The 21714-nt window shown below is 60.2% G+C and carries 20 protein-coding genes and 1 pseudogene; 11 read left to right on the forward strand and 10 right to left on the reverse strand.

Annotated features, from left to right (window positions below; genetic code table 11):
• Positions 1-207 precede the first annotated feature (207 nt).
• Positions 208-489, forward strand: a complete 282-nt coding sequence (locus LGL98_RS18700; protein ID WP_229588915.1) for a lipid-binding SYLF domain-containing protein — start codon at positions 208-210, stop codon at positions 487-489.
• A gap of 64 nt (positions 490-553) precedes the next feature.
• On the opposite strand, the gene LGL98_RS18705 is transcribed toward LGL98_RS18700, so the two are convergent.
• Positions 554-1009, reverse strand: coding sequence for an RcnB family protein (locus tag LGL98_RS18705; protein WP_136033324.1), 456 nt, complete (start codon positions 1007-1009; stop codon positions 554-556).
• A gap of 168 nt (positions 1010-1177) precedes the next feature.
• Positions 1178-1567, reverse strand: a complete 390-nt coding sequence (locus LGL98_RS18710) for a KPN_00521 family repetitive protein (RefSeq protein ID WP_136033326.1) — start codon at positions 1565-1567, stop codon at positions 1178-1180.
• A gap of 271 nt (positions 1568-1838) precedes the next feature.
• Here LGL98_RS18710 and LGL98_RS18715 point away from each other — a divergent pair, with 271 nt between their 5' ends.
• The 3 genes from LGL98_RS18715 to LGL98_RS18725 are packed head-to-tail and all read left to right on the forward strand — an operon-like array spanning position 1839 to position 4840.
• Positions 1839-2957, forward strand: a complete 1119-nt coding sequence (locus LGL98_RS18715; RefSeq protein WP_136033331.1) for an ABC transporter substrate-binding protein — start codon at positions 1839-1841, stop codon at positions 2955-2957.
• 60 nt (positions 2958-3017) lie between these two features.
• Positions 3018-4046, forward strand: a complete 1029-nt coding sequence (locus LGL98_RS18720; protein ID WP_168435379.1) for a FecCD family ABC transporter permease — start codon at positions 3018-3020, stop codon at positions 4044-4046.
• Entirely contained in the window at positions 4043-4840 is a 798-nt protein-coding gene (locus tag LGL98_RS18725) for an ABC transporter ATP-binding protein (protein WP_021314466.1), read from the forward strand. Before LGL98_RS18720 ends, LGL98_RS18725 begins: the two co-directional genes overlap by 4 nt.
• 41 nt (positions 4841-4881) lie before the next feature.
• Here LGL98_RS18725 and LGL98_RS18730 read toward each other — a convergent pair whose 3' ends face one another.
• The 3 genes from LGL98_RS18730 to LGL98_RS18740 all read right to left on the reverse strand — a co-directional run bounded on the left by LGL98_RS18730 (position 4882) and on the right by LGL98_RS18740 (position 7145).
• Positions 4882-6024: an HlyD family secretion protein gene (locus LGL98_RS18730; protein ID WP_136033335.1), complete on the reverse strand. Its 1143-nt coding sequence runs from the start codon at positions 6022-6024 to the stop codon at positions 4882-4884.
• Positions 6024-6368, reverse strand: coding sequence for a DUF3302 domain-containing protein (locus LGL98_RS18735; RefSeq protein WP_131025546.1), 345 nt, complete (start codon positions 6366-6368; stop codon positions 6024-6026). The genes LGL98_RS18730 and LGL98_RS18735 overlap by 1 nt, the downstream gene beginning before the upstream one ends.
• A 135-nt stretch (positions 6369-6503) precedes the next feature.
• On the reverse strand, positions 6504-7145 hold the full coding sequence (locus LGL98_RS18740) for a Crp/Fnr family transcriptional regulator (protein ID WP_168435363.1): 642 nt from the start codon (positions 7143-7145) through the stop codon (positions 6504-6506).
• A 238-nt stretch (positions 7146-7383) separates the two neighbouring features.
• On the opposite strand from LGL98_RS18740, the gene cscK reads away from it, so the two are divergent.
• The 5 genes from cscK to LGL98_RS18765 all read left to right on the forward strand — a co-directional run bounded on the left by cscK (position 7384) and on the right by LGL98_RS18765 (position 13898).
• Positions 7384-8307, forward strand: coding sequence for a fructokinase (gene cscK, locus LGL98_RS18745; RefSeq protein ID WP_136033339.1), 924 nt, complete (start codon positions 7384-7386; stop codon positions 8305-8307).
• Between the two features lie 164 nt (positions 8308-8471).
• Positions 8472-9989 (forward strand): carbohydrate porin, encoded by a 1518-nt coding sequence (locus tag LGL98_RS18750; protein ID WP_136033341.1) that lies wholly within the window; start codon positions 8472-8474, stop codon positions 9987-9989.
• Between the two features lie 104 nt (positions 9990-10093).
• On the forward strand, positions 10094-11464 hold the full coding sequence (locus LGL98_RS18755; RefSeq protein WP_136033343.1) for a sucrose-specific PTS transporter subunit IIBC: 1371 nt from the start codon (positions 10094-10096) through the stop codon (positions 11462-11464).
• Positions 11464-12864 carry a sucrose-6-phosphate hydrolase gene (locus LGL98_RS18760; protein WP_136033344.1) on the forward strand — a complete coding sequence of 467 codons (1401 nt, stop codon included), beginning with the start codon at positions 11464-11466 and terminating at the stop codon, positions 12862-12864. The genes LGL98_RS18755 and LGL98_RS18760 overlap by 1 nt, the downstream gene beginning before the upstream one ends.
• A 23-nt stretch (positions 12865-12887) precedes the next feature.
• A complete protein-coding gene (locus tag LGL98_RS18765) occupies positions 12888-13898 on the forward strand; it encodes a LacI family DNA-binding transcriptional regulator (RefSeq protein ID WP_168435365.1) in 1011 nt (336 codons plus the stop codon).
• 44 nt (positions 13899-13942) lie between these two features.
• Here LGL98_RS18765 and LGL98_RS18770 read toward each other — a convergent pair.
• From LGL98_RS18770 to LGL98_RS18790, 5 genes and pseudogenes are all read right to left on the reverse strand, one after another.
• Positions 13943-14552 (reverse strand): annotated as a pseudogene (locus LGL98_RS18770) (hypothetical protein).
• A 184-nt stretch (positions 14553-14736) separates the two neighbouring features.
• Positions 14737-15759, reverse strand: coding sequence for an ABC transporter permease (locus tag LGL98_RS18775; RefSeq protein ID WP_004152946.1), 1023 nt, complete (start codon positions 15757-15759; stop codon positions 14737-14739).
• A 19-nt stretch (positions 15760-15778) separates the two neighbouring features.
• Positions 15779-17263, reverse strand: a complete 1485-nt coding sequence (locus tag LGL98_RS18780) for a sugar ABC transporter ATP-binding protein (protein ID WP_004142660.1) — start codon at positions 17261-17263, stop codon at positions 15779-15781.
• A gap of 32 nt (positions 17264-17295) precedes the next feature.
• Positions 17296-18219 (reverse strand): sugar ABC transporter substrate-binding protein, encoded by a 924-nt coding sequence (locus tag LGL98_RS18785; RefSeq protein ID WP_136033350.1) that lies wholly within the window; start codon positions 18217-18219, stop codon positions 17296-17298.
• 428 nt (positions 18220-18647) lie between these two features.
• Positions 18648-19667, reverse strand: a complete 1020-nt coding sequence (locus LGL98_RS18790; RefSeq protein ID WP_040187963.1) for a LacI family DNA-binding transcriptional regulator — start codon at positions 19665-19667, stop codon at positions 18648-18650.
• Between the two features lie 101 nt (positions 19668-19768).
• On the opposite strand from LGL98_RS18790, the gene LGL98_RS18795 reads away from it, so the two are divergent.
• Positions 19769-20776, forward strand: coding sequence for a Gfo/Idh/MocA family oxidoreductase (locus LGL98_RS18795; RefSeq protein ID WP_136033352.1), 1008 nt, complete (start codon positions 19769-19771; stop codon positions 20774-20776).
• Positions 20777-20959: 183 nt separating this feature from the next.
• Positions 20960-21583 carry a hypothetical protein gene (locus LGL98_RS18800; RefSeq protein ID WP_226651766.1) on the forward strand — a complete coding sequence of 208 codons (624 nt, stop codon included), beginning with the start codon at positions 20960-20962 and terminating at the stop codon, positions 21581-21583.
• The last annotated feature ends 131 nt before the right edge of the window (positions 21584-21714 follow it).

Below are 21714 nucleotides of genomic sequence, written 5' to 3' on the forward strand. Positions count from 1 at the left end.
ATGCGCAGCGAAACCCTCAATAAACTTTACGCCCTGCAGCCTGAGGCCCGTAGCGATATTCAGCATGCGAAAGGGTATGCGGTATTTGCCAATAACAGCAGCAAGATCCTGCTGTTCGGGTTTGGCAGCGGTTACGGCGTGGTGCGGAATAACGCCACCGGAAAGGACACCTATATGAAAATGGCCCAGGGCGGCGCCGGCCTGGGGATGGGGATTAAGCAGCAGCGCACGGTGCTGGTTTTCCATGATAAAGCGGCCCTGGAGACCTTTATCCGCCAGGGATACATGGTTGGCGCCGATGCGAACGCCGCGGCAAAATATGATGACAAAGGCATCGCGCCGATCGCCGCCTCCACCAGCGGCGTGGCGTCAGATACCGCCTCGCTGCCCTCGAAGGTCAACGTCTACGACCTGACCGAAAAAGGTCTGGCCGCCCAGGCAATGATCAATGGCTATAAATACTGGCCGGATGATGCGCTGAACCCATAGCTTTCCGCGAGTGCGCCGTCGCCGGATCAGGCTTTCCCTGACCCGGCGTCGCGGAGCAGCGCATTTAGTGGCCGAGGGCGCCGCTCACCAGAATCGAGGTGATGATCCCGGTCGCCGCAGCGATCAGCACATAGTTACCGTCGATATAGGACCAGTGATGGCCTTCCGGCGGGGGCGGCAGGCCGCGGTCGCTCCAGTCGCGGACGCGATATTCATCGCCACGGAACGGCGCCGGGGCCGGATGGCCTTTACGGAAATCGTTGCCACGCCAGGCGAAATGGTCCTGCTCGTGACGCCCTTGATCGTGCCCGTCATGCCCATCGCGATCCGGTGCACGGTGATCATGATCGCCCTGATGATGGGCGTCAGGTCCCCCCTGCGGTGCATGCCTGTCATGGTCCGGTCCGTTCTGCCACACCGTGGGCTGCCCCGGACGATGCCCGTCGTTCGGGCCATCGGCAAAGGCCGGGACGCTCAGCACACAGGATAAAATTACTGCCAGAGAAATCATCTTTTTCATGGTACACCTCCTGATTCAGCTCCTTTGTACCGGGCAAATGTGAAGAAAGAGTGAGTAACTGGTTAACCAGGACGATTCCTGGCATCCGCTGTCAGCAAGTGGTTGTGCTGATGGAGGTGCAATAAAAAAGGCCGCTTTCGCGACCTTTATTCAGACAGGTAAAAGGACTTATTCAGTCGCTTTATTTTTTAACTCTTCGGCGCCGGTTTTGGTTTTATCCCAGCCCTTTTCCGCACCGGATTTGGTGGCGTTCCAGCCTTTTTCACTGACCTCTTTGGTCTTATCCCATCCCTTCTCGGTGCCTTCTTTGGTCTTGTTCCAGGTTTTCTGCGCGCCCTCGCTCACCTGGCTGCCGACGCTGTCCTGCTTGCCTTCGGCGGCGTGTTTCGCCTTCAGCTGCTGCTCTTCACCCTCATGCTGGGCCTGATGCAGCTTCTCTTTGGCGGTGTTGGCGTTAGCGTTCGCCGCCGCGACGGTATCATCTGTTGCATGTGTTGTCGCAGCAAAAACCGGAGCCGCAACCAGAATAGCCGATAACGCAATCATTGCTTTTTTCATAATATCCTCTCTCACGTGTCGTGTTATGAGTCGCATTCAGGATGGCACAACGAACCGGGGATGACATTAGGAATTAGCCTGAAAAACGTCTTCGATCTCCAGCCATGGTAGAAAATGCTGCCGCCGTGCGCGCCCTGTCGGCGTTCACATAATTTCCAACATGTTTGTTACATTTTATGAAATTTGCCCTTGATATACTTGCCGTTGATGTTTGTTCGAGAATAATTCTCAGAATCATTATATTTATAAATTAGCAAACGGAACTCCTTTTATGGCAAGAAAATCAGTAAGATCGCTGTTGCTTACTGCGCTGATCGCGACGCCCTTCCTCAGCTATGCGACCCAATATCCCCTGACGGTCACCGACCTTGACGGCCGGCAGGTCACCCTCGCCAAAGAGCCGCAACGTATTATTCTGCAGGATGGCCGCGACATTATGACCCTCGCCCTGCTGGACCGGGACAATCCGTTTAAACGGCTGGTGGCATGGAATAATCTGGCGAAAAAGCAGGACGTTGCCACCTGGCAGATGCTGAAAACGACGTGGCCGCAGTCGGCCACGATCCTTGACATGGGCTTCAGCGACAAGGGCAACGTCGATCTTGAAAGCGTCATCGCCCGCCAGCCGGATCTGATGATCGCCCAGCTGCGCGCCAGGCCCGCACTGATGGAGAGCGGCGTCATCGACAAGCTCAGCGCCCTGCACGTTCCGGTGCTGTTTGTCGACTATGAGATCAACCCGGCGAAAGATACCGCCCCCAGCATCGATCTGCTGGGCAAAGTCCTTAACCGCGAGAGCCAGGCCAAAGCCTTTACCGATTACTATCGTCAGCAGCTGCAGACGATTCGCCAGAAAACCGCGGCCATCACGCCGAAGGCCAACGTCTTCGTGGAAGCGCTGGCCGGCAACAGCGACGCCTGCTGCTTTACCCACGGCCACAGCGGCTGGGGCGGACTGGTGGAGGCGGTCGGAGCGAACAATATCGGTTCGCAGCTGCTGCCGGGCGCCTCCGGGTTCGTCTCGCTGGAGAAAATCATCAGCATGAAGCCCGACGCCTGGATCATGACCGGCTCGAAGCGCGGCAACAGCCAGGTGCTGCCCCTGGGCTATGAGGTTAAGCCAGAGGTGGTGAACGCCCAGGCACAGACGCTGCTGGCGCGACCTGGGGTCAGCCAGATCCCGGCGGTACGGGAAAAGCGGGCCTATGGCGTCTATCACCACTTCTATAACCACCCGTGGAATATTGTCGGCATGGAATACCTGGCGAAAGATATCTATCCGCAGGCCTTCGGCGATCTCAACCCGGATGAGACTTACCATTATATTGTGCGTCATTTCACCGACCTGCCGGACCAGCCGTTCGTCTTCTCCTGGCAGCAGAGCGAGTAATCCGGCATGCGTTTAACCTCCGACTCCGTGCTCGACGGGCTGCCCGCCGGGACCTCTGGCGTGATGGATGACTATCGCCGTATCGTGCGTCGCCGCCTGCTGCTGATGCTCCTGCTGGCGCTGTTGATTGTCGCGTCGCTGCTGCTCGATTTTATGCTCGGCCCCGCCGGTCTGCCGCTGCAGAGCCTGTGGCAGACGTTAACCGATCCGGCCAGCGCCGATCCGGGCACGCGCGCCATCGTCTGGGATATCCGCCTGCCCTATGCGGTGATGGCGATTATCGTCGGTCTGGCGCTGGGACTGGCCGGCGCCGAAATGCAGACCATCCTCAATAACCCGCTGGCCAGCCCGTTTACTCTCGGCGTCTCCTCGGCTGCGGCGTTTGGCGCCGCGCTGGCGATTGTGCTGGGTATTGGTCTGCCCGGTATTCCCGGCCAGTGGTTTATCTCGGCCAACGCCTTTATCTTCGCCCTGCTGGCGGCCCTGCTGCTGGACGGCATCACCCGCTGGACCCAGGTTGCCACCTCCGGCGTCATTCTGTTCGGTATCGCGCTAGTCTTTACCTTTAACGCCCTGGTCTCGATGCTGCAGTTCATCGCCAACGAAGACACGCTGCAGGGGCTGGTGTTCTGGACCATGGGCAGCATCGATCGCGCCTCCTGGAGCAAAGTCGCCATCCTGCTGGTCGCCCTGGCGCTGGTGATGCCCCTGTCGCTGCGCAGCGCATGGAAGCTGACCGCCCTGCGGCTGGGTGAGGACCGGGCCGTCAGCTTTGGCATTAACGTTCGCCGCCTGCGCCTGACCACGCTGCTGCGGATCAGCATTCTGTCGGCGCTTTCGGTGGCCTTTGTCGGGCCAATCGGCTTTATCGGCCTGGTGGCGCCGCATATTGCGCGGATGCTCTTCGGCGAAGACCATCGCTTTTATCTGCCCGCCAGCGCGCTAATCGGCGCTCTGGTGCTCTCCCTGGCCTCCATCGCCTCGAAGAACCTGATCCCGGGGGCCATTATTCCGGTGGGGATCGTCACTTCCCTGGTCGGGGTCCCGTTCTTTTTGAGCATTATTTTACGTCACCGGGGGCAGGTATGAGCGACCAGACGTTATCCGGGCTGTCGCTGTCTCACTTCAGCGCTGGCTACCCCAGACGCAAGGTGATCGAGAACCTGACGGTTCCCCATCTGCCGCGGGGAAAAATCACCGCGCTGCTGGGGCCAAACGGCAGCGGTAAATCGACGTTAATGCGGGCGATGGCGGGTCTGGGCCCCTGCCGTGGCGAGCTGCTGCTGGAGGGGGAAAATCTGCTGACGCAGCCGTTCTCACGTCGCGCGGAGCAGGTGGTCTATCTTCCACAGACGCTGCCTGCCGGCGTGCATCTGCATGTGCTGGAGTCGATTATCGTGGCCCAGCGCGCCGCCGGAGGACGCCACAGTCCGCAGCACCAGGAGGAGGTGATGGCGCTGCTGCGACAGCTGGGGATTGCCCACCTGGCGATGAGCTACCTCGATCAGCTCTCTGGCGGACAAAAGCAGCTGGTGGGGCTCGCTCAGTCGCTGATCCGCCAGCCGCGCCTGCTGCTACTCGACGAACCGCTCAGCGCCCTTGACCTCAACTACCAGTTTCACGTGATGGATCTGGTGCGTAGGGAGACCCGGCGGCGCAACATCGTGACCCTGGTGGTGGTGCACGACATCAATATAGCCCTGCGTCACGCTGACCACGTGCTGATGCTCAAGGCGGGCCAGCTGCTCGGCGACGGCACCCCGGCCGCGGTCATCACCCCCGAGACCCTGGCGGCCGTCTATGGCGTGCGCGGGCGTATTGAACCCTGTTCGCAGGGGGTGCGGCAGGTAATTATTGACGGGCTGGTAGACAGCGAGGCCTGAGCGCGGCGCGGGGATGGTTCGTCCTCCCCGCGTCCGCCGGCTTAGTGATCGAGATAGAGGTAGTTTTCCCAGCTTTTCATGCGGATCAGGATCTTCCGGATCAGCGACAGCTCTTTCAGGTGATCCGAGTAGACCGCCGCCTCGAGGGTGGCCCCCTGCGGTAGAGCGTATTCGGCAAAACGCGGATCGGTCACCTTCAGCACCACCAGCGCCCGGCCATGGGTATTGAGCGCGTCTGTGGTCAGCAGTTTGCCCTGCCCCTGGAACTGACTCTCGCCAATCGCCGGCAGCACGTCGGCCACTTCTCCGCGAAAGACGGTGCCCGGGATGGCCGGGAACATCAGTTCCGCAGGCTCGCCTTTGTGCAAACGCTGCAGGGCGTTCTGGCGAAATGCCGCGACGTACTCCCGCGAGGCGGCACCCTCCACCGGTACAAAGGTCATCAGCGGGATCATCCCCAGCGCAGTGGACATCGTACCCGGCCGTAAGCCGACGGTGCTGACGTAGCCGTCTTCCGGGGCGCGGACAACGGTGTTCTCCAACTGAAACTGCGCCTTTTGCAGCTGCGCCAGCAGGGAGGCCACGGTGGTATTTTTGCCCTTCACTACCGAGTCCAGCGCGTTGCGCGCCTGTACCACCTTCGCCTGAGCGGCGCTGACGCTGGCTTCATCGGCTTTCCACGTCTGCAGACGGGTATCAACCATTTGATCGGAGAAGGCGCCCTGGGCGTGGCCCGCCCGATAGCGAGCATACTCCCGCCGCGACTGGTCGCGCTGGGCCACCGCACGGCTCAGCTCGGCCTGCGCCTGGCTTAACGCCGCGTTTAAGGAGAGCGCATCCTGACTGGCCGCTTTTATCTGCGCCTGCAGATCGTCTACTTTCGCCTGGAACGGCGTCGGGTCGAGGGTAAACAGCACATCGCCCTTATGCAGCATCTGGTTAGGCTTCACCGGTACGCTCTGCACCCGGCCGCGCACCTGCGACACAATCGGCACGGTGCGAAACACCTGATTACCGACATCGGTATAAGGGAAGTTGTAGTTCATCCCGAAGATCACTGCGCCAATCAGGGCGATACCGCCGAGCACCGCCGTCGGTACGGTCCACTTATTGAGCGGAATGCGGAAGACTTTAAACACCACGATGCATAGCGCAGCGTAGGTGAGCAACATTAACGTTTCCATTATTTTGCCTCCTTCGCTTTCAGGGCGTCGACCTCGCGCTGGACCTGTTCCAGCTGCTGGGCCACCGTTTCCAGACGCTGATGCAGCGCTTGCTGATCGTCGGCAATATGGCGCATTCCCCACCCGCGATCTTCGCGCCACAGCGTTGCCCAGATCCATAACAAAGGCCACAGGGCGTGGAGGGTAAATAAGCTGACCCAGCCGGCATAATGAATCGCATCCTGATGAGGATGGCGCCGCTCTTTGGCAATTTCATAAGGAATATCGTGAATAACAATGACGCCATAAAAAAGTATTAAGGCCACAGCGATTAGAATGGCCAACGCAACATAATCCAGGGTCATAAAATAACTCCAGAGTGAAAGGTTAACTAAATAAAACGGCCAGATTCAGGCGTAACGGGGCCGGGGAAAACGCGCGCTTAGCGCTTTTCCCTGGCGGTGATAGCAACGTGATGGCGTGAATCTGCCGAATCGGGTTCAGAATTTCTCAGGAATATGACGGTCGATGGAGATCAGCTTGCCTTTTTTCACCGTGATATATCCCCCCTCGCGCAGGGCGGCCAGCACCTGGTACACATAGCTGCGCGAAAGATTGGTTCGTTTAATAATAAATGCCGACAGGCTCTCATGCTGACCCCCATCAATTTCGCCACGATATAAATAGCGCGACAGCATCGATTTAATGGTCTGAAAGCTGGTCTGGCTGCCGCGTTCATAGTGGGCATCAAGGGCAAATATACCCATGTAGGCCAGGATCGTGGTCAGCTCTTGCATATAGGCCGGGGACGACTGAAAAAATATTCGCTCAAAGTCGCTGACGGTTATTTTCGCCAGCTGGCACTCGCCCAGACACTGATAATAGAGCGCCACCGACGGACAATAATGTTCCAGTAATCCTAACGGCATATGCGCAATAACAATGCCGATCAGGTTCTGCTCATCGCCGAAGGCCAGCGTCATTTGCCCCTGCAGCAGAAAATAGAGATAGCCCGGCTGCGGAATAAAGCGCTGGTCTTTGCTCAGATTCAATGTTTCACTGCAGGCGATCACCGCCGGCAGATGCGTGGTCAACGTCAGCTTCTGGTACCGATCGTAAATATCGCCAAAACCGGGGTTCATCGCGCTACGCACTCCTTTACCGTTGGCCACCGCGGCGGGGCTAACCGCGACCTGTTGAACTATACCTAAGCGGGTGGGGAAGGAAAAGTCCAGATCTGGAGTGGCGAAATATTCCGCCTGGCTCACATTTTTTACCCTCGCCTCCCTGTTTCGTGACCCGATCGTTCCGCTTACCACCAGGCTGTGCTTTAATGAGCTAAACCGGTTTAACAAAGTTTAGCTTAGAGGAGTTTGTCGTATGAATGGAAAAATCTGGGTACTCGGCGATGCGGTCGTCGACCTCCTGCCTGATGGAGAGGGTCGCCTGCTGCAATGCCCCGGCGGCGCGCCGGCCAACGTCGCGGTCGGCGTGGCACGGCTCGGCGGCGACAGCGGGTTTATCGGCCGCGTCGGCGACGATCCCTTCGGGCGCTTTATGCGTCACACCCTGGCGCAGGAGCAGGTAGATGTGAACTATATGCGCCTCGATGCGGCGCAGCGCACTTCCACGGTGGTGGTCGATCTCGATCAGCACGGGGAGCGCACCTTTACCTTTATGGTCCGCCCGAGCGCCGACCTGTTCCTTCAGCCCGAGGATCTCCCGCCGTTTGCCGCCGGCCAGTGGCTGCACGTCTGCTCTATCGCCCTCAGCGCCGAGCCGAGTCGCAGCACGGCATTCGCGGCGATGGAGGCGATAAAGCGCGTCGGGGGCTATGTCAGCTTCGACCCCAATATTCGCAGCGACCTGTGGCAGGATCCGCAGGAGCTGCGCGACTGTCTCGACCGGGCGCTGGCCCTCGCCGACGCCATAAAACTCTCGGAAGAGGAGCTGGCCTTTGTCAGCGGCAGCGACGACATCGTCAGCGGCATCGCCCGGCTGAATGCCCGCTTCCAGCCGACGCTGCTGCTGGTGACCCAGGGCAAAGCGGGGGTCCAGGCCGCCCTGCGCGGCCAGGTTAGCCACTTCCCCGCTCGCCCGGTGGTGGCCGTTGATACCACTGGCGCCGGCGATGCCTTTGTCGCCGGGCTGCTCGCCGGCCTCGCCGCTCACGGTATCCCTGACAACCTCGCCGCGCTGGCTCCCGACCTTACGCTGGCGCAAACCTGCGGCGCGCTGGCCACCACCGCCAAAGGCGCCATGACCGCCCTGCCCTACAGGGACGATCTTCAGCGCGCGCTGTGATCCCGTTGGGCCGGCTAACGGCCCACTTTGCTGGCGATATCACAATTCTTAAACCGGTTTAGCAATTTTTATTTTCACCGCGTAACCGACATGTTTACCATATCAACTAAACCGGTTTAGCAAACATTAGCACACTCACTGATTTACCTTTGGATGTCACCAACATGTATAAAAAACGGAAGTTAGCCATTCTTATTGCTTTGCTAACCGGCACCGCCGCCGCCCATGGGCAGACAGACCTGAACAGCATTGAAGCGCGTCTCGCCGCCCTGGAAAAACGCCTGCAGGATGCCGAGACCCGCGCCAGCACTGCCGAAAGCCGTGCCGCCTCGGCGGAGCAGAAAGTTCAGCAGTTAACCCAGCAGCAGCAGCAAACCCAGGCCACCACCCAGCAGGTGGCCAGGCGCACCACTCAACTGGAAGAAAAAGCCGAACGGCCCAGCGGCTTTGAGTTCCACGGCTATGCCCGCTCCGGGGTGATCATGAACGACTCCGCCGCCAGCACCAAATCCGGCGCCTATATGACTCCCGCCGGGGAGACCGGTGGCGCCATTGGTCGTTTGGGTAACCAGGCCGACACCTATGTGGAAATGAACCTCGAACATAAGCAGACGCTGGACAACGGGGCAACCACCCGTTTCAAAGTGATGGTGGCCGACGGGCAGACCACCTATAACGACTGGACGGCAAGCAGCAGCGACCTGAACGTGCGCCAGGCGTTTGTCGAGCTGGGCAACCTGCCCACCTTCGAAGGCCCGTTCAAAGGCTCGACCCTGTGGGCTGGGAAACGCTTTGACCGTGACAACTTCGACATCCACTGGATTGACTCGGATGTGGTGTTCCTCGCCGGGACCGGCGGCGGGATCTACGACGTGAAATGGAACGACAGTCTGCGCAGCAACTTCTCGTTATACGGGCGCAACTTTGGCGATATCGCTGACAGCAGTAACAGCGTGCAGAACTATATCGTCAGCATGAATAACTTTGCCGGCCCGGTGCAGATGATGGTCAGCGGGATGCGGGCGAAAGATAATGACGACCGCCAGGACGCGAACGGCAACCTGGTGAAAGGCGATGCCGCTAACACTGGGGTTCATGCCCTGCTGGGCCTGCACAATGAGAGCTTCTATGGCCTGCGCGACGGGACCAGCAAAACGGCCCTGCTGTACGGCCACGGGCTGGGCGCTGAGGTTAAAGGCATCGGCTCCGACGGCGCGCTGCGCCCGGGGGCCAATACCTGGCGCTTCGCCAGCTATGGCACCACGCCGCTGAGCGATCGCTGGTTTATTGCCCCGGCCGTGCTGGCGCAGAGCAGTAAAGATCGCTATGTCGAAGGCGATAGCTATCAGTGGGCCACTCTCAACCTGCGTCTGATTCAGGAAGTGACGCAGAACTTCGCTCTCGCCTGGGAGGGTAGCTATCAGTACATGGATCTGCAGCCTGAAGGCTACAACGATCGCCATGCGGTGAACGGCAGCTTCTACAAGCTGACCTTCGCCCCGACCTTCAAGGTGGGCAGCATCGGCGACTTCTTCTCGCGGCCGGAGATCCGCTTCTATACATCGTGGATGGACTGGAGCAAAAAACTGGATAACTACGCCAACGATGATGCATTAGGCAGCAACGGGTTCAAATCGGGCGGCGAATGGTCGTTCGGTATGCAAATGGAGACCTGGTTCTGACGGCAACCGGGGCAACAGGGTAAGTAACACATAAATATAAGGTTCGCGGTGCCTGCCACGGCCGGCACCGCCCACGCCATATCATCATGCATTCAGAGGGTACTATGGATTTTGAACAAATTTCCCGCTCACTGCTTCCCCTGCTGGGCGGCAAGGAAAATATCGCCAGCGCCGCGCACTGCGCCACCCGCCTGCGGCTGGTGCTGGTCGACGACGCGCTCGCCGACCAGCAGGCGATTGGCAAAATCGACGGGGTGAAAGGCTGCTTTCGCAATGCCGGTCAGATGCAGATCATCTTCGGCACCGGGGTGGTCAATAAAGTCTATGCCGCCTTTATCCAGGCCGCAGGCATCAGCGAATCGAGCAAATCCGAAGCCGCCGACCTGGCGGCGAAAAAGCTGAACCCTTTCCAGCGCATCGCCCGCCTGCTGTCCAACATCTTCGTGCCGATTATTCCCGCCATCGTCGCCTCCGGCCTGCTGATGGGGCTGCTGGGGATGGTCAAAACCTACGGCTGGGTCGACCCGAGCAACGCTATCTATATCATGCTGGATATGTGCAGCTCGGCGGCGTTTATCATTCTGCCGATCCTGATCGGCTTCACCGCCGCCCGCGAATTTGGCGGTAACCCCTATCTGGGCGCGACCCTCGGCGGGATCCTCACCCACCCGGCGCTGACCAACGCCTGGGGCGTCGCCGCCGGCTTCCACACCATGAATTTCTTCGGCATCGAAGTGGCGATGATCGGCTACCAGGGCACCGTCTTCCCGGTGCTGCTGGCGGTGTGGTTTATGAGCCTGGTCGAGAAGCGGCTGCGCCGCGTGATCCCTGACGCGCTGGACCTGATCCTCACCCCGTTCCTGACGGTGATTATCTCCGGCTTTATCGCCCTGCTGCTGATCGGCCCGGCCGGTCGCGCGCTCGGCGACGGCATTTCGTTTATCCTCAGCACGCTTATCAGCCACGCCGGCTGGCTGGCGGGCCTGCTGTTCGGCGGCCTCTACTCGGTGATCGTCATTACCGGCATCCATCACAGCTTCCATGCTATCGAGGCGGGTCTGCTGGGCAACCCATCGATTGGCGTCAACTTCCTGCTGCCGATCTGGGCGATGGCCAACGTCGCTCAGGGTGGCGCCTGCTTTGCGGTGTGGTTTAAAACCAAAGATGCCAAAATCAAAGCCATCACCCTGCCCTCGGCGTTTTCGGCGATGCTGGGGATCACGGAAGCGGCAATCTTCGGCATTAACCTGCGCTTTGTGAAGCCGTTCATCGCCGCGCTGGTGGGCGGTGCCGCCGGCGGCGCCTGGGTGGTGTCGATGCATGTCTATATGACCGCGGTGGGCCTGACGGCGATCCCGGGGATGGCCATCGTACAGGCCAGCTCGCTGCTGAACTACATTATCGGTATGGCGATCGCCTTCGCCGTGGCCTTCATGCTTTCTCTGACGCTGAAATACAAAACGGACGCTGAATAATGTCATTACCGTCACGCCTGCCTGCGATCCTGCAGGCCGTTATGCAGGGCCAGCCGCAGGCGCTGGCCGACAGCCATTATCCGCAATGGCATCTGGCGCCGGTCAGCGGACTGCTGAACGATCCCAACGGCTTTTGCCAGGTCGCCGGGCGTTACCACCTGTTTTATCAGTGGAACCCGCTCGCCTGCGACCATACCTATAAGTGCTGGGGACACTGGAGTTCAGCCGATCTGCTGCACTGGCGGCATGAACCTATCGCCCTGATGCCGGACGAAGAGTATGACCGCAACGGCTGCTACTCCGGCAGCGCGGTCGAGTTCGAGGGCGCCCTGACCCTGTGCTACACCGGCAACGTGAAATTCCCCGACGGCGGGCGCACCGCCTGGCAGTGCCTGGCGACAGAGAATGCCGATGGCACCTTCCGCAAGCTGGGGCCGGTGCTGCCGCTCCCTGACGGTTACACCGGCCATGTACGCGACCCTAAAGTGTGGCAGCAGGACGGGCGCTGGTACATGGTCCTCGGCGCGCAGGATGTACAACAGCGCGGTAAAGTGCTGCTGTTTACCGCCAGCGATCTGCGGGAGTGGCGCCTGGTGGGCGAGATCGCCGGACATGGCGTGAACGGTCTGGCGAACGGCGGCTATATGTGGGAGTGCCCGGATCTCTTTCCGCTGGCGGACACCCACCTGCTGATCTGCTGCCCGCAGGGGCTGACCCGCGAAGCGCAGCGTTTTCTCAACACCTACCCGGCGGTATGGATGGCAGGCCGCTTCGACGCCGAACGCGGCACCTTCGACCACGGCCCGCTGCACGAGCTGGACAGCGGATTTGAGTTCTACGCGCCGCAGACCATGCAGGCCGAAGATGGCCGCCGCCTGCTGGTCGGCTGGATGGGCGTCCCGGACGGGGAAGAGATGCATCAGCCCACCCGCGCGCAGGGCTGGATCCACCAAATGACCTGCGTGCGCGAGCTGGAGTGGCAGGCGGGCACCCTGTATCAGCGCCCGCTGCGCGAGCTGGCCGCCCTGCGCGGGGAAGCCCAGGGCTGGCGCGGGCAGAGCCTGCCCCTCGCCCCGATGGAGCTGGCCTTTGACATCGCCCCCGACAGCACGCTGGGGCTGGACTTTGCCGGCGCCCTGCAGCTTACCGTCAACCGCGACGGCTTACGCCTGTCGCGCCGAGGGCTGCAGACGGCCGAGATGCATCACCGCTACTGGCGCGGCGACGCGCGGCGCCTGCGGATCTTTATCGACCGCTCCAGCGTGGAGATTTTCATCAACGATGGCGAAGGGGTAATGAGCAGCCGCTTCTTCCCGGGTTATCCGGGGCAGTTAATCTTCAGCGGTGCGACGCCGGTGGCATTCTGCCGCTGGCTGCTGCGGCCATGCATGGTAGTATAAGCGTTTTGCTTTCAGGCTCCTGAGTGGTGATGAAAACCAAACGCGTAACTATCAAAGATATCGCCGAACTGGCGGGCGTCTCCAAAGCGACCGCCAGTCTGGTGCTCAACGGTCGTGGTAAAGAGCTGCGCGTGGCGCAAGAGACGCGCGAGCGCGTGCTGGCGATCGCCCGCGAACAGCACTATCAGCCGAGCATTCACGCGCGCTCGCTGCGCGATAACCGCAGCCATACCATTGGCCTGGTGGTGCCGGAGATCACCAACTACGGGTTTGCCGTTTTCTCCCATGAGCTTGAGACGCTCTGCCGGGAAGCCGGCGTGCAGCTGCTTATCTCCTGCACCGACGAAAACCCCGGCCAGGAGAGCGTGGTGGTCAATAACATGATCGCCCGCCAGGTCGACGGCCTGATTGTCGCCTCTTGTATGCACAGCGATGCCGACTACCTGAAGCTCAGCGAACAGCTGCCGGTGGTGCTGTTTGACCGCTCCCCCAGCGACAGCGCCCTGCCGCTGGTGATGACCGACTCGGTGACGCCAACCGCCGAGCTGATCTCCCGTATCGCGCCTCAGCATGCGGACGAGTTCTGGTTCCTCGGCGGCCAGCCGCGGCTGTCGCCGTCGCGCGACCGGCTGGCGGGGTTCACCCAGGGCCTGGCCCAGGCGGGGATCACGCTGCGCCCTGAGTGGGTGATCAACGGCAACTACCACCCCAGCTCCGGGTATGAGATGTTCGCGGCGCTCTGCGCGCGGCTGGGACGTCCGCCGAAGGCCCTGTTTACTGCGGCCTGCGGGCTGCTCGAAGGGGTGCTGCGCTATATGAGCCAGCACCATCTGCTGGGCTCCGATATTCATCTTGCCAGCTTCGACGATCACTATCTGTATGATTCGCTTTCCCTGCGCATTGATACCGTGCAGCAGGATAATCGCCAGCTGGCCTGGCACTGCTACGATCTGCTCAGCCAGCTGATCGACGGTCAGGCCCCCGAGCCGCTCCAGCGCTACCTGCCCGCCACCCTGCAGATTCGCCATCCCTGACGGCGCGGTTGGCAATTAGCGTTTTTGCCGGCGCGCCGCCTGTTTCAGCGCCAGCAGCGCGCCGGCAAACAGCATGCCCAGGCCGATCGTTACCGGCCAGCGGTAAGCTACCAGCAACGAGGGCAATCCGCCATCCGGCGCCAGCATCACCAGATTCCAGCCCGCCAGCCCCGCGTTGCCGTTTAGCGCCCGGCTTAACATCCGCTGATGCGGGGCGAATGGCTGAATGGTCTGGTAGTGGCTGCCGAACAGCGGAGGCTGCATCTCCCTGGGGAACTGCACCTGCACCTGGGCCAGTACGCTGGCCGGCAGCGCGTGCGATGCCGCCAGCAGATGCCCGTCGCCATTCACCAGCAGCAGCTGATAATGCCGCTCCCGGGCCAGGGTATGAAGTTCGGCGCGCATCACCGCCAACGGCCAGACGGCCTCCCGCTGCGGCGCCGGGGTGTTCATCCGGCGTTCAAGGCGTTGCGCCACCCACTGTGCATCCTCCTCCAGCTGGCGGGTCTGCATCTCACGGTAAACCTCTCTGGCCGGCAAATTCACGCCCCGACCGAGCGCCAGGATCGCCAGGCCGGCGATCAGTGTGACGATAATGCCCCTGCTTGCCGGTCGCCAGCGCGGCGAGGATTTGACGACGGATGGTGTATTCATACGACTCCAGAAACAAGAAGCCACGCATGGGCCCCTGACGAATGGACAACGGAAGTGGCAAAACTGTACAGGATGCGCAGCGCGGGCAAAACAGACAGGCGGAGCCTGGCGGGGAGTATTTTGTTTATTTCTGGACAGGACGGGCGGCAACGACATCCTTCGCCGTTACCGCCCGTTGATAAGATTAGTGTTTTTTCCGGTTGCGGCGCATGTCGATAGTCACCGCCGCGACGATAATGATGCCTTTAATAATATCCTGCACGTAGGCATCGACGCCGACAAAGGTAAAGCCGCTTTTGATCAGGCCAAGGATCATCGCGCCAATCAGGGTGCCGGTAATGCGCCCCACCCCGCCCATCAGGCTGCTGCCGCCGATCACCGCGGCGGCAATCGCGTCCAGTTCATAGGACATCCCCATGCTCGACTGGCCGCTGCTGACGCGCGCCGCCAGCACCACCCCCGCCAGCCCGGAGAGCGCCCCGGCGATGGTGTAGACGATCACCAGATATTTATTCACGTTGATGCCGGACACTTTGGCCGAGGTCATGTTGCCGCCGATGGCATACACATATTTGCCATACCGGGTATGCTTCAGCGCAATGTGAAACACGGCGGCGATCACGAAGAAGATAATCACCGGCATCGCCCCCTGGCCTATCGCCGTAAAGCTGTCGGAGAGGAAGCTGATCGGGTTGCCCTGGGTGTAATACTGCGCCAGACCGCGCGCCGAGACCATCATCCCGAGGGTGGCGATAAACGGTGGAATACCGGTCCGCGTCACCAGAAAACCGTTGGTCAGCCCGCACAGCAGGCCGACGCCGATCCCCGCGCAAATCGGGATCACTGCCGGCAGGTTGACCAGCGCCGGGAACATCGGCGACAGGCTGTCGGAGGTTTGCGCCAGGCTCGCCGCCACCACCGCCGCAAGGGCGATAACCGAGCCGGAGGAGAGGTCAATCCCGGTGGTGATGATCACCTGGGTGACGCCGACGGCGATGATGCCGATAATCGCCACCTGCAGCACAATCAGCACCAGCCGGTTGGTATTGAGCAGGAACGACTGGTCGCGAACATACCAGCCGGCGATTTCAAAGGTCAGGGCAATCACCAGCATCACCACAAAGATGCCGGTATCTTTCGGCATTTTGTGCCGCAAATTAGCGAAGAAGGAGGAACCCTCGCTGGCCGGAGCCGCCGTTAATTTCATATTACTCATTCTCTGTGCCTCAATGGGATGCCAACGACAAAATGGTTTCCTGGTCGGCTTCGTCTTTTTCCAGGATGCCGGTGATACGACCTTCATGCATCACCATGACCCGATCGCTCATGCCAAGGATTTCCGGCAGCTCAGAGGAGACCATAATCACCGCCACCCCCCGATTCGCCAGTTCACTGATCAGATGATAAATCTCCGCCTTCGCCCCGACGTCGATCCCGCGGGTCGGCTCATCGAGAATTAAGATTTTCGGTTGCGCTAACAGCCAGCGCGCAATCAGGACTTTTTGCTGATTCCCCCCGCTGAGGTTATTAATAATTTGATCCATCGTCGGCGTTTTAATATTGAGCCGGCGTATTTGCTCCATGCAGTCTTCGGCCATTTTCACGTGCTGGACAAAACCGCTCTTGCCGATATATTCCGGCATTTTGACGATACTCATATTTTCCAGCACCGACAGCACCAGAAACAGGCCCGACTTTTTACGGTCTTCGGTTAATAACGCCATCCCCTTTTCAATCGCCACGGAGGGGGAATCGATGGTCACCGGCGCCCCGTCGATCAGCACTTCGCCGCTGTCGAAGCGTTCCATACCGAACAGGCTTTCCATCACCTCGCTGCGCCCGGCGCCCACCAGCCCGGCCACGCCCAGAATTTCGCCGCGACGCACGCTAAAGCTGACGTCATGAAACACGCCCTGACGCGTCAGGTTGCGCACCGTCAGCACCTCTTCGCCGATGGTGTTATTAAATTTCGGAAACAGCTGGGTTAATTCGCGGCCCACCATCTGGGTGATCAGCGACTGGCGGGTAAATTCGGTGGTGTTTTTGCTCCCCACCCAGGTGCCATCGCGAAAGACGCTGATCTCATCGGTAATGGCAAAGATCTCATCCATTTTGTGGCTGATATAGATGATCGCTTTACCCTGGGCGCGCAGGTCGCGGATGATGGTGAACAGGTGAGCCACCTCGCCTTCGGTCAGCGCCGAGGTGGGCTCATCCATGATCACGATATCCGCGTTCCACGAGACCGCTTTGGCAATCTCCACCATCTGCTGGGCGGCGATGCTCAGGTCGCCCACCAGCCGGTCGGCGGTTAAGCGGATATTGAGTTTATCCAGCAGCGCCTGGGTCTGGCGGGTCAGTTGGCCGTGGTCGACAAAGCCGTATTTCATCGGCTCGCGCCCCAGCCAGATGTTCTCCGCCACCGTCATATGCGGCACCAGATTGAGCTCCTGGTGGATCATCGAGATCCCGGAGCGCAGCGCATCCATGGTGTCGGTAAACTCCACCGGCTCCCCTTTCACGCGAATCGACCCTTTATCGGGGCGATAGATACCGATCAGGCACTTCATCAGCGTGGATTTACCAGCGCCGTTCTCGCCCATCAGGGCATGCACCGTTCCCGGACGCACGCGCAATGAGACATTATCGAGCGCCTTCACGCCGGGGAAGAACTTACTGATACCTTCGGCTTCAAGTGCAAAAGCGTTCATACATCCACCTCCGTACCACAGGTTGGCCAGGACTATTTTTGATTACGGTTGGTAAATTCAGCCATGTTATCTTTGGTGATCAGCTGATACGGCACATCGATGATTTTTTCCACTTTCTCGCCGTTCGCCAGCTTGATGGCCGCGTCGACTGCGCCTTCACCCTGGCCTTTCGCATCCTGGAAGATGGTGGCGATCATCTTGCCGCTCTTCAGCATCTGCAGGGCATCCGGGGTGCCATCCACGCCAGCGATGAGAATATGGTTCGGGTTTTTGCCCAGAGCCTGCAGGGCGCCGATCGCCATTTCATCGTTGTTGGAGGCGATGGCCTGGATATCCTCACCGCTGGTCATCCAGTTGCTGACCACGTCCACGGCGTCATTGCGGGTAAATTTCGCGGTCTGCTTCTGGACGATTTTGATGTTCGGGTATTTCGCCACCACCTCTTCCACCCCTTTGGTACGATCGCGGGTGGACTCATTCGCCAGGTCGCCGAGCAGGATCGCCACATTGCCCTTACCGTTCATCGCTTTCGCCAGCGCTTCCATCTGCAGACGGCCAGCGAGAATGGAATCCGACCCCACATAGGCCATCTTGTCGGTCAGCTCCGCCTGCGGACGGCGGTTAACAAACACCAGCGGGATCCCGGCTTTGGTGGCCTGATCCATGATTGGTTTCACCGCGTTGGTATCCACCGGGTTGACGATAATGGCGTCCACCCCCTGACCGATAAAGTTCTGCACCTGCTGCAGCTGCTGGGAGACATCCCCTTTCGCGTCCTCGATCTGCGATTTAACGCCATCTTTTTTCATCTCTTTTTGCATCGAAGTCCGCAGGATCGTCAGGAAGTTATCGTCAAACAGCGCCATTGAGACGCCAATGGAGACGTCTTTTGCCATAACCACCGCAGGCAGCATGCAGGCTAACAAAGAGGCAACAATCGTTTTCTTAATATTCATAGTTGATCCTTGATTTTGTAGGTACGCCGGTGAATGAAACAAAATGAAAAATTAATTTCAGTTACGTTGCGGCAAATGTCTGTTGTGACGGCGACGGCGCTGCGGGGTTTTCCGCATTTCGTCGTGATCGGAATCACAAATAATGGCTGTTTTATCATCACTTTTTTGAAACATCAGTCCATTTATGCCACACCGTGAATTCCAGACCATTTATTTCATTAACAAGACATTTGAAACTTTTATAAGTAAATAACTGAAATGAAAATTTTAAAACTATGCAGTAACAGAATTTTGACAGACATCTAACATTGCCGCATAAATGAGCGAAAAATGAGAGGCAGACAACGCTTTGACGCGATCGCTTCCGGCGGGTTGGTATTTACCCGCCAGGGGAATCGGTGTTGTCAGGAAGGGAGGCGCCGCACGCCTTAGTCCACGTTTTCGGCGCTGTAGAGGATAAAGTCGACTTTACCGTCGGCATAGGTTTGCGGCTGGTAGCCGGACTCCAGATGGCGCAGCATCAGGTCGATCGCCAGCTGGGCGTGCTGGCGGGTGTTCTGATCGAGCGTTAACGCCAGGCTGCCCTTCGCCAGCTGCTGCCGGGTGGTGTTGTAACGCTCATGGGTGATCCAGCAGACGTCGCCTTCGCGGCGGTGGCGGGCCAGCGCTTCGGCAATCTGGGTATTGCCAAGCCCGGTGTTATAGATCCCAACAATATTCCGGCTGCGGCACAGGGCTTGCTCCACGAGGCGGGTGATCTGCTCCCGCCGCTCCTCACCCGCCAGCACGTCGCTGAGCTGCAGGTGGGGAAAGCGCTGGCTCAACACCTCGCGAAACCCCTGAATGCGCAGGCGATGCGCGCTGTAATCTTGCCGGCCGCTGACCATCAACACCTCGCCGGGCCGCGGCGTCATTCTCCCCAGCATTAACCCCGCCGTACGGCCAGCCTGCAGCTGATTGATCCCCACGTGGCATAGCCGGTCGGCCCCGGGCAGGTCCGTCGCCAGGGTGATCGCCGGGACGCCCGCCTCCCGGCAGCGGCGCAGCGCGTCGTGCACCGCGGGATGGTCATTGCCGAAGACGATGATCCCCTGACGCTGCTGGCAGCTGCGCACAATGCGCCGGGCCAGCGTCGTTGGCTGCGACTCCGGGACAAAGGTGCGGTGTAGGGTCAGACGGCGATAGCCGAGGCTATCCGCCACGGCGGCAAAATCCTGCGCCAGCTGCGGAAAGAAGAACGAGTCATTGCTGCTGAGAAAGACCTCAACCTGCCAGGGAAAGCGGTGCTCCTCCGGCAGGATCCGCTTCAGGCCCGCCTCGCGCGCCGCCTGCAGCACTTTGCGCGTGGTCTGCGGCGATACGCCGCCGCGCTCGTTCAACACCCGGTCAACGGTGGCCACGCCGACGCCAATCTGTCTGGCCAGCATCGCCAGTGAAATGTTTTTCATCGCCCCTCTCTTCATGATGGAAATCCATCAAAACGGCAGTGTCAGTGAGTTTAGCAAACCGATTATGGTGGCAGCGTCCCCTCGCCATTCTGGAGAAAAAAATGATCTGCAAACGTTTTGCCCTGGTAGGCAGTGGTTTTATCGGTCAGGTTCATGCCGCCAGTCTTGCCCGCCATGAAGGAAGTGCGCTGACGATGGTGGCCGATGCCGCCCCGGAGCGCGCCCAGGCGCTGGCCGCCCGCTATGGCGCCCGGGCGGTGACCGTGAGCGAGGCGATCCATAGCGACGCCATCGACGCGGTGCTGATCGCCAGTTCAACCCCGTCGCATGCCGAACTGCTGGAAGCCGCCGCCAGGGCGGGCAAGGCGGTCTATTGCGAAAAACCGATCGACCTCTCCCTGGCGCGCGCCCGTGAGGTGGTGGAGCGGGTGCTCCCCCTGAACGTGCCGGTGACTGTCGGCTTTAACCGGCGCTTCGACAGCAGCCATCAGCAGCTCCGCCGCCAGCTGGAGCAAGGGCTGATCGGCCGGGTTGAGCTGGTGCAGATGGTCTGCCGCGCCTCCAGCATGCCGCCGCTCGACTATCTGCGCAGCTCCGGCGGCCAGATGCGCGATCAGGCGATCCACTTCTTCGATCTTCTGCGCTTTCTCACTGGCGATGAAGTGCACACCGTGGCGGCGATGGGCGCGGCGCTGGCCCTGCCGGACATCGCCGAATTTGGCGATGTCGACACCTCCATCCTGATGATGCAGATGCGCGGCGGCGCGCTGGCGCAGCTGGACAACACCCGCCGCACCGGCCACGGGTACGATGAACGGATCACGCTGCTGGGCGCCGAAGGCGCGCTGGAATCCGGTAGCCAGTCGCCGGCGGGCCCTACCCTGTGGCGCGGCAATCAGCGCATAGAGCCGGGCCTGTGGCCGGACTGGTTCAGCCGGGTACAAGGATCTTATTACCAGCATCTCGACGCCTTTATTCGCACCCTGAATGGTGAAACCGTGGCCGACCTGCCCGGCCTGCTGGACGGCCTGCAGGCGCAGGCCATTGCCGAAGCGGCGGTTCAGTCCCTGCAGCACGGCCAGTTTGTCGCCGTCGACGACTGTCGCTGAGTGGTTGCGTGGCAACCGCGATCAGGCGCTGTACCAGTCTTTATGCCGGGCGGCGGCGACGCCTTGCCCGGCCTACATAACACAGGCATCAATACACTTTACTATCAAACAGTTGCAGTGACCTCCCAGGCCCGCGCAAGCGCAGCGCCGCCGGGCAAGGACAGCGGGCGCGGAGCCGCTTTTATGCCGGGTGGCGGCGACGCCTTGCCCGGCCAACATAACACAGGCATCAATACACTTTACTATCAAACGGTTGCAGTGAAATCCCAGGCCCGCGCAAGCGCAGCGCCGCCGGGCAAGAACAGCGGACGCGGAGCCGCTTTTATGCCGGGCGGCGGCGATGCCTTGCCCGGCCTACATAACACAGGCATCAATACACTTTACTATCAAACGGTTGCAGTGAAATCCCAGGCCCGCGCAAGCGCAGCGCCGCCGGGCAAGAACAGCGGGCGCGGAGCCGCTTTTATGCCGGGCGGCGGCGACGCCTTGCCCGGCCTACATAACACAGGCATCAATACACTTTACTATCAAACAGTTGCAGTGACCTCCCAGGCCCGCGCAAGCGCAGCGCCGCCGGGCAAGAACAGCGGGCGCAGAGCCGCTTTTATGCCGGGCGGCGGCGACGCCTTGCCCGGCCTACATAACACAGGCATTAATACGCTTTACTATCAAACGGTTGCAGTGACCTCCCAGGCCCGCGCAAGCGCAGCGCCGCCGGGCAAGAACAGCGGGCGCGGAGCCGCTTTTATGCCGGGCGGCGGCGACGCCTTGCCCGGCCTACATAACACAGGTATTAATCCGATTTAATATCAATCGGTTGCACTAAAATCGTAGGCCCGCGCAAGCGCAGCGCCGCCGGGCAAGGACAGCGGGCGCGGAGCCGCTTTTATGCCGGGTGGCGGCGATGCCTTGCCCCGCCTACATAACACAGGTATTAA

The sequence above is a fragment of the Klebsiella africana genome (genome assembly GCF_020526085.1).
In the GTDB taxonomy this organism is placed as follows: domain Bacteria; phylum Pseudomonadota; class Gammaproteobacteria; order Enterobacterales; family Enterobacteriaceae; genus Klebsiella; species Klebsiella africana.